Below are 9304 nucleotides of genomic sequence, written 5' to 3'. Positions count from 1 at the left end.
CAATGCGCTCGAGCAGGAACAAGCACAGGGCAAGCCCGGTCAGATCGCCAATCGCCTCCTGCACTCGGATCTCGTTATCCTGGATGAGCTTGGATATCTGCAGTTGAGTGGTTCAGGTGGCGCGCTGCTCTTCCATCTCCTGAGCGAACTCTACGAGCGCACCAGCGTGATCATCACCACAAACCTGAGCTTCAGGGAATGGGCCACCGTGTTCGGCGACGGCAAAATGACCACGGCGCTTCTCGATCGGCTTACCCATCACTGCCACATCCTGGAGACCCGCAACGATAGCTTCCGCTTCAAAACAGCTCTGCCAAGCAGGCCAGAACCCAAAGGAGAAAACCACGGGTTGACCCACCCATGACACCCGAAACATAATCCGCAGACGGGTCACTTCTCGATGGAAAACCCGGGTCACTTCTCAGTGGAAATCAACAATGACAGCCTTGATGGACCCGTCACCTTGAGGTGATCCCGACGTGCCAAAATTCGGGGGGAATTAAGGGGTGCGCGCCGGGATCAAAGCAACCTTATCGGTAGTGGTCATCCGGTCAATCTAACCCAGTTCGTCTTGCCCTAAGTTTCGGGCAGATCAGCATAAATACCGCATGACCACCAAGCTAATCATATGGGCCAAGGCTGCCCTTCATGCTTTCGCTCAGACCGCTGCCCGTGTCTGGCCGCTCGTCAATCGGCGCAATATTTCGATCGCACTGGGGATCGCCTCTGTGTTCGGGCTGGTTGCGCCGGACCGTGCGACGGAAATCAGAAATGTCGTCCTTGCACCCATGGGTATTGAGCAAAGCGCGGGCGACCTGCTGTGATGTTCAGCGGGGGAAAGTCGGTGGTGGATCACGTTGCGGGCGCTGGACCCATTCTCATGTCGCTGGCTTCGTGGGCAGGCGCGATCACACCCATTTTGACCGCTATCAGCGCCGTGATGGCCATTGGCTGGTTCGGACTAAGGTTTTACCATTACGCTCGTCACGGACGGGACATTCCCAAATGAGCATATTCCCGATCAATTGTAATATGTTGATTGTAAAATAGTTTGCATGGATTGGTTGGATAAGGAGTTTATCTTAATTAATCGGGTGTGATAGTATGGCCATAATCTTAGCTTTGTAGTGAGAATCGCCTATGTCTAGCAGGGGTGCCCTTTTGTACATGGCTACGATGATATTTTGGGGGCTATTTGTTTCGTTTGCCTTCGTGTCGCTATACACAGCCATCGAGTTGCAAAGCGCCGCACGTAATCTTTCAAAAGAAGACAATCGTTTAGCTCCACTGCGGACGCGTGAGTTGGCAGATAAGATTGACGAAGCTGAGAAACGGAACGAGCGCTATAGTCAGCTTTCTTTTGAAGCAAGGAACTCTCTTCGCGAAATGTATAAGGCAAGAACGTTGGTTAGGGCCGATGTTGTAGAAGCCTTGCTGAAAAGAGGAGATGCCCAAGCGACCCAGCAATGCACCGCTCCGATCGAAACCCTCAAAAAGTGTCAGGTCGAATTTGATCAGGCGGCTTGCGCGGTGGACTGGATGAAGATCGCTGGATGCTATGACAGGGTCGTCGTGATGGCTGGAAATGGGATGGAGAGCCGCGAGGAGATTGGGGCTATCAGGCGTCACATCGAGCATGCAAGAGATCGTGCGTACATATATAATCAGAATGTCGCCCGCCGAGATGAGGCCAAAAAAATGGAGGCTGATCCATACATGCCGATTGCGGAATCGGTTCGAGCGATCGACATTCCCGGATTCAGGTTAATCTTCGTGCTGCCTCAAGGCGTTGTGGTCGCTTGTTTCACGAGCGTCATGGCTGCACTAGGTGCGGCTGTTGCCGCGTTGATCGAATTGCTGAAGCCTACTAATAATGCGGCAGATGATAAATCGGCAGCTTTTCGCGGGATTTTGTACGCCCCCTTGGTCGGTGGACTAACCGGCTTCCTCGTTTATTTCGTGGTGTCCGCAGGGACGGCGTTTCTTGTTCAGCCAGCACCTGCTGATCCTGCTCAGGCGAGCAATAGCTTGTCCGCTCCTGCTCTGGCTTCCCTCGGCATTCTTGCGGGCCTTGCTGCGGAAAATGCCATTGGGTGGCTCCAGCGCAAGGCGGGAGCGTTTTTCAAAGATTGAATTCGTTCATGATGTCCAAGCGATGGTCCGCCTCCGTTCTTCCCAGCCAATAACCCCGCTCGCTCTCGATGCGATCCAGTTCCGCTGCATCGTTGGCCAGACTGGCCTGATCCTCAAGGCCGCGCAGTGCGAACCAACGAACTTTGTTGAACGATGAAGTGAAGTTGGGTTGGCCCAGATGCTCTGCCTGCTCATCGGTCGTTTGCCACCATTCGGCGGGGCAGGGATTGCGCGGAAGCCTGAGGCCCAGTTCGGCCAGATCGTCGGGGGAAAGGTCGCTGCGATCGTTGAGGGCGTGGTCGGTAGTGTCGACGGTGGTCCAGTCGCAGCCTGTGCCAGCGAGAAGGTCGGGGAGATCACGGGTGTCCATGATCTACTTATCTGGATCGGCTAAAACCTATCCAATCAGCCTGAGAATCTGATGCTCACCGGGGGCGTATGACGCGCCTTCCATCATACGTTTGTCATACGCTATTGCTTCATTCAGGGTAACTGCCTAGGATGTCAGGTAACAGGGAATGGCGGAAATCTGCGATTTTTTGGTGAAGCGGTAATGGTCGGTAACTCCGGGTAACGCACCAGCATCAGATTCCTAATCTGAGGGCCATGGGTTCGAATCCCGTCGGGTGCACCATTTCCGTTCAGCTTTGGGCACCAAGGCTTTCGGTGCCTGTGACGCGATGACCGCTCGTTCGAGCATGTCATTGCGACCCAAGATTCGGATTTGGCGGTTGCCGACTTCGACGCGGTCGACCAGCAATTGGACGTACTCTCGACGCAGCTTCGGATCCGAGCCTCGCAAATTTTTATCGAGAAGCTGGCCAAAGGCAGCGATAATGGCAGGAGTTATCCTGCGGTCGCCTGCCTCGAGTTGGCGTTCAAGGACAGCCAGATCGGCTTCTGTGCTGGCCCGCTGAGCGCGGATATTTGAGAGTTCGCTGGCGATCTGCGGGTCCTCAGGGCTGCAGATACCGGCTCTGACGAGCTTGATGACTCTGGCGCTTTCACCTTCAAGCTGTGTCAGTTTCGTTCGCAACCGTTTCAATTCGACCTGGCGTTCGGCGACGGCGGTTTGCGATCGATCCAGCCAAGTCTGCAACAGGAGGTTCAGGCGGTCAGGGTCTGTTAGATGTTCACCAACAGCATCCACCACGATTTCGTCGAGTGTCGACATAGGGATTCGGCGGCCTTTGCAACTCTCGGCACCCTGCTTTACCCGCGCGGCACATGCATAATAGCGATATTGGCCAGATTTGCCTGTCGCGGTGCCTAAACCCCCGCCGCAGCCATCGCCATTGCATCCGCAAACGGCGCGACCAGTCAGAAGATTGGTGTTCGTCTTCTGCGCAGCCGCGCCCATCCTGGGATCGCGATCGGCCATTTGTTTCTTTACAGCGTAGAAAACATCCTCGGAGACGATAGGCGGGACCGGGATTGGCACCCACTCATTCTCCGGACGCTCTTCACGCGTGCGCGAGTCGCGGCGATTGAACATGACGTAGCCGCAATAGGCGGTGTTGGTCAGGATATTATGGACGTTGGAAACGCTAAACCGCTTCCCGCGGATCCGTTCGCCCCGTTGATTCAGCAGTTGAGCGAGTTTCGTGATGCCGACGGGGCCATCCTCGTTTCCATGCAGATATTTCTCAAATATCCAACGGATGAGGTCGACCGTTTCAGGATCATGCTCCAACTTCTTGCGGTCCTTGCCGCGCGGTTGCGGAACAACGTAAGTGCGGAACCCAAGCGGCGGGGTCTGACCGTTCCAGAACCCGTTGACGGCGTTCGCGATCATAGTTCTGCGGACATGCTTGCTGTTTTCAGCTGAGTGGTATTCGTCGAAAATCGCCAGCATCGACACGGCCATGTCCGATGCGGGATCATCGCCAAAATTCTGCGTAATCGAGACAATGCGGATTTTTCGTCGGCGCAGGCGTTCGCGATACTGCATGAAGTCCAAGGCATTGCGAAACAGGCGCGACAATGAATGAACGAGGATGATGTCGACAGGGTGATCGTCGGCTTCAGCCAGAGCGATCATTTCGCGAAAGGCGCGGCGCTCGTCATCAGTGGCGCTTCCGGCCTCGGAGAAAACCCGGACGCATGTCGCGTCGTTTTCCTGGATCCAACGCTCTGCGCTGGCAATCTGATCAGGCAGAGAGAGGTCGTTCTTCTCCTGCCTGGTGGTCGAAACCCGAGCATAAACGAAAACGCTCTTGCCCTGAAAATCGTGCTGCATGCGGCCCTCTGACTGACCGCAACTTTTCAGTGTTCGAAGAGTGCGGCGATTTCGAAACCGAGGAGACGATCCAGGAAAGCAACCTCATCTTCGAGAACAAAATTAGAACATTTGAGGTCGGATTGCACCTGGTAATCGCTTCGTCGAGAGGTTTTTATGTTGGGTTCGGCGTTGCTCGCTGAGCTGCCGCCAGACACCTTTCCGCAGAGTTTGACCGGTCTCGCCATGGCCTATTCCATGGCGAGATTGCCGGCCCGGCTCTGCGCGACCCATGTGCACTTTCTGATCTATCGGCTGAGGCGGATGTCAGGAAGCACATCGAGCAGATAGAACGTTCTGCGCTCATCATTGATATCACCGGAGTGGTCCGCATTTACGCGCGGTCCCATCGTCGATAGCCACTCGATCGCCGCATCAACCGGTGCCACACCTTGATTATCAAACGACGCAATCGGATCTCGGCGACCCGATTTCGCGCCAAAAGCTGAATCCTCGAGGATAACCCGGCGATATGAGTCCAGCAGGAGCTTGATATGATTTTTTGCGCCGCGTGGCATTTTGCTTTTGTCGAAGCCGGGCAGTTGGCCATCAAGATTATTTGGCAATTGCCCAGTGAGAGCATATACCGTGGCGGCGTGTTCGAACGCTTGGCTCAGAAAAATGGCCGAATGCACGAAACGGCAAATACTTACGGCGGAGCATTCCAGTGGGGACAAGCCTGAATAGCGGGCAGCTGTGGCCAGTTTCTTTGTTAGGTCTATAGTTTTCCTGTTGCCATTTTTATCACTTGATCCTTCTATTGAGACTGGCATCGATGGAAAGAGATGGGGCGAGGAGGCCAGCTTTTCGCGCGCAAATTCGATAAAATGATCCAGCTGCCGACGGAGCTTGACACGCATACGCCACGGCATTTTTGCCAGTCTGGCCTCGACTACGGGGGCCAGCGTCTTCGCAATGCTCCCCTTGGGCGTGGCATATCGTGGTTTTGGAACTGGTTTTCCCGGTTTCCTGGCAGCAATGCGTTCGCATCGGTGTGCGTCCCGTTCAGGACGGGTCATGTAGCCGCTGAGGCATCTTTCTGCCGTCTCGGCCACTTTCTTGAAGACCCCGGTAAGGCCGCTCGCGCGGATATAGCCTTCAGCTGGTGCAACAAGTTCGTAGGCGGGCTGCACTAGGGCCAACTGAATATCTGCGATCGTTGACTGTACATCGCGTGCGTTGAAAATCAGCGTCTGGACCAGAATGATATCGAGGCAGGCCTTGATCGTTAGGCGACCAGGTGGGCCGGATTTCCGCATATGCCAAAGAGCGCTGCGGTGGTGGCCGGCCATGACCCTGTGATAGAAAGATCGTTCTTCGGGATCTGCGGATTGCTGCAGCCGCGACAGCGTCGCCGAATGGGCGCTAAGTTCAGGTGCATTGCAAAAATCGGCCCACGTCTTCTCGACGAGTGCGATTAGCGTCGCATCCAGCCCTGCATGAATGAGCTTTTCATTTGCGAGCCGCACCGAGTAATCCGGGCTCTCGATCAGGTTGCGCGGGACGGGGAGTTCGCGCGCGCGCAGCGCTGCCGGTGGCAGTGTACGCAGATCATCTACTGAAAGATCATACAGCAGATCGTCGAGATTTTGCGCTGGACAGCCGTTGTGCTCAAATTCCTGCTGCTGATCGGCAAGGTAATATTCGAACCTTGACGGGTTCGGTATCGACGTTACCGCAGAGGCAAGCTTATGCAGGTGCACTAGATTTTGTGTGCGCTTTTTTCGTGGCGTACCGGAAGTCTTCTTTTTCATTTCCAATCCCGCAGCTTCGCGTCGAGAGCCTCCAGTTCACGGGACGCCTGTGCCAGAATTTCCTCGTACTGATTCACTTCGATCTCGAATGCATCTATGTGGCTATCCTGCAGGATCCCTGCCGCATATGCCTCCTCGACCAACTGTTCGGCCTCGATGCAGCACTGTCGCTTTTGGTCGAGGCGTTCCAACAATTCGTTAAGCCGATTCATGATTCTTCCTTTTTTGCGAAGCGTGGATTGCCGCCAACCTTGCGAAGCCATTCGAAGGCCTCACCGCGGGTGGATACGTTGGGTGGATCAAAATCGAAGGCCCGCACGGCCTCGGAAATGAGGTAGATTTGCCCGCGGGTCGGCGGCTTACGGCGCCAAGCTGCTTTCGGGTTTTGGGCTGCTTTTGACTGCGCGAAGGACTCAACTTCGCTGACGTACAGCGCGCGGTTCCATTCCCATCTGAGCTTCGCCCCCTCGTCACGAAATTTTCGCGCGAGGATGGGGTCCAAGAGAAGCTGATTAAAAACATCGAGAAGGCTGGCGCCATCGTCGATGGTCGAGAAATGAAGCAGCGTAATGGTATAATGAGCGTCCGCGAGTAGCCCCAGGAGTGCCAGGTCATCGAGTTCGATGAACCTGCTCGACAGCACAGAAAAGATCGAACCTAGCCGATATTTCTGTGTATCGTCGCCGCCGGGCTTTTTGTCGCCGCGGCGTTTGCCGGCTGCTGCGGCAAGCCGATTGAGCTCGCCCAACTCGTCGTCGATTTGCGACAGCCGTCGATCATACTCTGCAGATCGTTGCTGGAGGCTGGCGGCCAATGATTGTGCGCGGCTTGTGCTCATGCGCATCTCGTGCCGCATTCAGGCGCGGCACGCTGCGCGACCCATGTGCACTATTTTTCGACAGAGCACGGCCGGCGATCATCGTACCTGACGGGCGACCCACGTGCACGTTACGACCAGCATGACTTGCTAAGCCTGAGCGCGACCCATTCGATGGTTTTCTACAGAGGCTTAGAATGTGCGCATGGGTCGCGCATCCACCACCATTAGGGCCGTTTAACGGGGCGAGAAAGAAAGGGGGGTGGTGCGCGTAAAAGTGTTGTTTGGCCAACGGGCAACAACACGGACGACCACCCCCCTTTCAACAACTCAATTCAGACGGTTCAGATGCTTCGCCCAGTTGCCGATATCATTCGCCAAAATGAGCAGATCGCGGCTGGATGCGCAGCAGTCCGCAGCGCGCGCAACCGCGCCGCCCGCGAGCGTCGGTCCGCCCTGGAATCCGCCAGCCTGCTGAAGCTGACGCTACTGAAGCGGTTCCGAGAAGATCGTGAACTGCAGCAGCGGCTGCGTTTCCGGATTCGAGTCGCGGAGTCTGAACGACCGCGAATATCGGATCGAGCGGCGCGTAATCTGTTTCACCGGCCCGCGAATGGGCTACGTTCCTTCACGTGGTTTTCGCCGTCACGACATCGGAAACATGGATCCCGCTCGCTTTACATCCAGTGGAAAAGTCGCGGTTTGTGCGGGGGGCGCGGGAGAGCGTGGCGGCCGGGCGAAGCCAGCCGTTTCGCCCGCTATATTACGCGCGAGGCAGCGCTCGAATCCGGCGAAGAAGGTTGGTCCAGCAACATCGGCGCCGATCGCACGGAGATCACTGCGTTCTGGCGCACCCTGGAGCAGGTCGAGCAGCTCAATCGCGCCAACGCCAATGTCTACATCAGTGTCATCGTGCCTCTTCCACACGACCTGACCGCAGCGCAGCGCGTGAAGCTGGTCGACAGTATTACGCAGCCGCTGGCGGCGCGTGACGTACCATTCGTCGCTGCGCTTCATACGCCAGACGCCGGCGGCGACGCCCGGAATTTTCATTTGCATCTGCAGATCGGCACCCGCTTCGTGACCCGTAATGATGCCTACGACTGGAATTTCTCCGCGTCGACGTGGTCCGACCTGAACACTCCCCTGGGCATCAAGCTCATGCGCCGCCATTTCGTTTCTCAAATCAACCATGCGCTGATCGGGGCAGGTCTGTCGCCGCGATATTCACATCTGACGCGGGCGGAGCGCGGAGAAACCCCGGGGCAGCAGAAGCGCGGTCGCGGAGGTGATGCCCGGCAGAAGGCTCTGGCGGACGACAAGGTCAAGGTTGCTCGCCTTGCCGACGTCGTGGAAAAGCTATCAGCCCACGCGGCCAATCTTCTCAACCTTCGACGAACTATGGTTCAGGCCAATGAGCGTCTGGCGGCAAGGGGCCGCAGCGATGCACTGGCACTGCATATCGCAGAGCGTCGACGGCTGCGCGGCGAGGTCAACCGCGCTCAGGTCAGGGTGCAAACTGGTCAGTTGTCCAAGTTACACGCGGTCGCCTTGCAGAATCTCAACAGCTGGCGGCGAGCCGGCTTGCAAGCCCGAACTCTGTTGTCAGCATCTGGCGTTGAGAAACATCGCGACTTTGCCGGCGGCTTGAAAAGCCGTCTGGCTGCGATGCAACACGCTTATCGTGTCCGACAAGCACTGAGCCAAGATGCAGAAAGGTTGGAGGCTGCAACGAGAAGCCTGTCACATATCCAAATGCGTTTTGTGCAAAGCGGCGCAGCTATTCGATTAAAATTGGATGGGCACAAGGCGGTGCTCGAGCGATTGCGCGCGCTGCAGGAATGTAACAAGCTGCAACTGAGCTGCCTTTACGCGCGCCCGTTTTTGAGCAAACATAGATATGCCGCAGCCGCCTGGCGCGGTCTGATGAACATGAAAGCGGCTCGCACAGCCGGTGCCAGCAGCATCTTGGCCCATCGCCGCGAGCTCGCACGACAGCGAGAGGTCTGTCGTTATTTTGCGGCGAAGAATTTCCTCGGTTCCGCGAGAAAGCAGCCAGCTGAATTTCGTAGCCGTCTTGGCGACTGGCGTGAGCTTGCAACCCAGATCAGCAGGGTTGCGACGTGCAAAGATACCCTCGCTGCGCATGGCAACTGGTCTCGGGAGCTGAAAAGTACCTTGGCGGCGGTCACGTCCGTCAATGTGGTGTAATTTCGGTGCTGGCCATCGGGCTGCATTTTCAGGCGGCCTTGGGTGTAATCTGTAGCGGCTGAACCTCCTCGGTTATGGGTGTGGCAAGGGCGGCCATGCCCTCGATCTGCA

The 9304-nt window shown here is 56.4% G+C and carries 10 protein-coding genes; 4 read left to right on the top strand and 6 right to left on the bottom strand.

Translation table 11 applies throughout. From position 1 onward, the window contains the following. From AC13EK_RS08945 to AC13EK_RS08935, 3 genes are all read left to right on the top strand, one after another. Nucleotides 1-364: ATP-binding protein (locus AC13EK_RS08945; protein WP_483022167.1), on the top strand; the 364-nt coding region annotated here is incomplete at its 5' end. Between the two features lie 244 nt (nucleotides 365-608). Beyond that, nucleotides 609-824 (top strand): hypothetical protein, encoded by a 216-nt coding sequence (locus AC13EK_RS08940; protein WP_069335769.1) that lies wholly within the window; start codon nucleotides 609-611, stop codon nucleotides 822-824. 343 nt (nucleotides 825-1167) lie between these two features. Next, nucleotides 1168-2133: a hypothetical protein gene (locus AC13EK_RS08935; RefSeq protein WP_139149912.1), complete on the top strand. Its 966-nt coding sequence runs from the start codon at nucleotides 1168-1170 to the stop codon at nucleotides 2131-2133. Here AC13EK_RS08935 and AC13EK_RS08930 read toward each other — a convergent pair. From AC13EK_RS08930 to AC13EK_RS08905, 6 genes are all read right to left on the bottom strand, one after another. Next, nucleotides 2123-2503 (bottom strand): hypothetical protein, encoded by a 381-nt coding sequence (locus AC13EK_RS08930; protein WP_069335772.1) that lies wholly within the window; start codon nucleotides 2501-2503, stop codon nucleotides 2123-2125. The two genes, AC13EK_RS08935 and AC13EK_RS08930, sit on opposite strands and share 11 nt — an antisense overlap. Nucleotides 2504-2725: 222 nt before the next feature. Then, nucleotides 2726-4372 (bottom strand): recombinase family protein, encoded by a 1647-nt coding sequence (locus AC13EK_RS08925; RefSeq protein ID WP_069335773.1) that lies wholly within the window; start codon nucleotides 4370-4372, stop codon nucleotides 2726-2728. A gap of 26 nt (nucleotides 4373-4398) precedes the next feature. Continuing rightward, complete coding sequence (locus AC13EK_RS08920) at nucleotides 4399-4599, bottom strand: hypothetical protein (RefSeq protein ID WP_139149913.1); 201 nt, start codon at nucleotides 4597-4599, stop codon at nucleotides 4399-4401. 60 nt (nucleotides 4600-4659) lie between these two features. Beyond that, complete coding sequence (locus AC13EK_RS08915) at nucleotides 4660-6165, bottom strand: hypothetical protein (protein WP_069335774.1); 1506 nt, start codon at nucleotides 6163-6165, stop codon at nucleotides 4660-4662. Next, a complete protein-coding gene (locus AC13EK_RS08910; protein WP_069335775.1) occupies nucleotides 6162-6377 on the bottom strand; it encodes a hypothetical protein in 216 nt (71 codons plus the stop codon). Before AC13EK_RS08910 ends, AC13EK_RS08915 begins: the two co-directional genes overlap by 4 nt. Further along, nucleotides 6374-7003: a hypothetical protein gene (locus AC13EK_RS08905; protein WP_139149914.1), complete on the bottom strand. Its 630-nt coding sequence runs from the start codon at nucleotides 7001-7003 to the stop codon at nucleotides 6374-6376. Before AC13EK_RS08905 ends, AC13EK_RS08910 begins: the two co-directional genes overlap by 4 nt. Before the next feature lie 327 nt (nucleotides 7004-7330). On the opposite strand from AC13EK_RS08905, the gene AC13EK_RS08900 reads away from it, so the two are divergent. Continuing rightward, entirely contained in the window at nucleotides 7331-9193 is a 1863-nt protein-coding gene (locus AC13EK_RS08900) for a hypothetical protein (RefSeq protein ID WP_483022166.1), read from the top strand. Nucleotides 9194-9304: the final 111 nt, after the last annotated feature.

It is taken from the genome of Sphingobium sp. L-44 (assembly GCF_056859495.1).
This window is presented reverse-complemented; position numbering and strand designations above follow the sequence as displayed.

Excerpts from the sequence above, each read along its gene's own strand:
- AC13EK_RS08920 (WP_139149913.1), bottom strand. The coding sequence starts at position 4,599 with ATGGCGAGACCGGTCAAACTCTGCGGAAAGGTGTCTGGCGGCAGCTCA.
- AC13EK_RS08915 (WP_069335774.1), bottom strand. The coding sequence starts at position 6,165 with ATGAAAAAGAAGACTTCCGGTACGCCACGAAAAAAGCGCACACAAAAT.
- AC13EK_RS08935 (WP_139149912.1), top strand. The coding sequence starts at position 1,168 with ATGGCTACGATGATATTTTGGGGGCTATTTGTTTCGTTTGCCTTCGTG.
- AC13EK_RS08930 (WP_069335772.1), bottom strand. The coding sequence starts at position 2,503 with ATGGACACCCGTGATCTCCCCGACCTTCTCGCTGGCACAGGCTGCGAC.
- AC13EK_RS08910 (WP_069335775.1), bottom strand. The coding sequence starts at position 6,377 with ATGAATCGGCTTAACGAATTGTTGGAACGCCTCGACCAAAAGCGACAG.
- AC13EK_RS08925 (WP_069335773.1), bottom strand. The coding sequence starts at position 4,372 with ATGCAGCACGATTTTCAGGGCAAGAGCGTTTTCGTTTATGCTCGGGTT.
- AC13EK_RS08905 (WP_139149914.1), bottom strand. The coding sequence starts at position 7,003 with ATGAGCACAAGCCGCGCACAATCATTGGCCGCCAGCCTCCAGCAACGA.
- AC13EK_RS08940 (WP_069335769.1), top strand. The coding sequence starts at position 609 with ATGACCACCAAGCTAATCATATGGGCCAAGGCTGCCCTTCATGCTTTC.
- AC13EK_RS08900 (WP_483022166.1), top strand. The coding sequence starts at position 7,331 with ATGCTTCGCCCAGTTGCCGATATCATTCGCCAAAATGAGCAGATCGCG.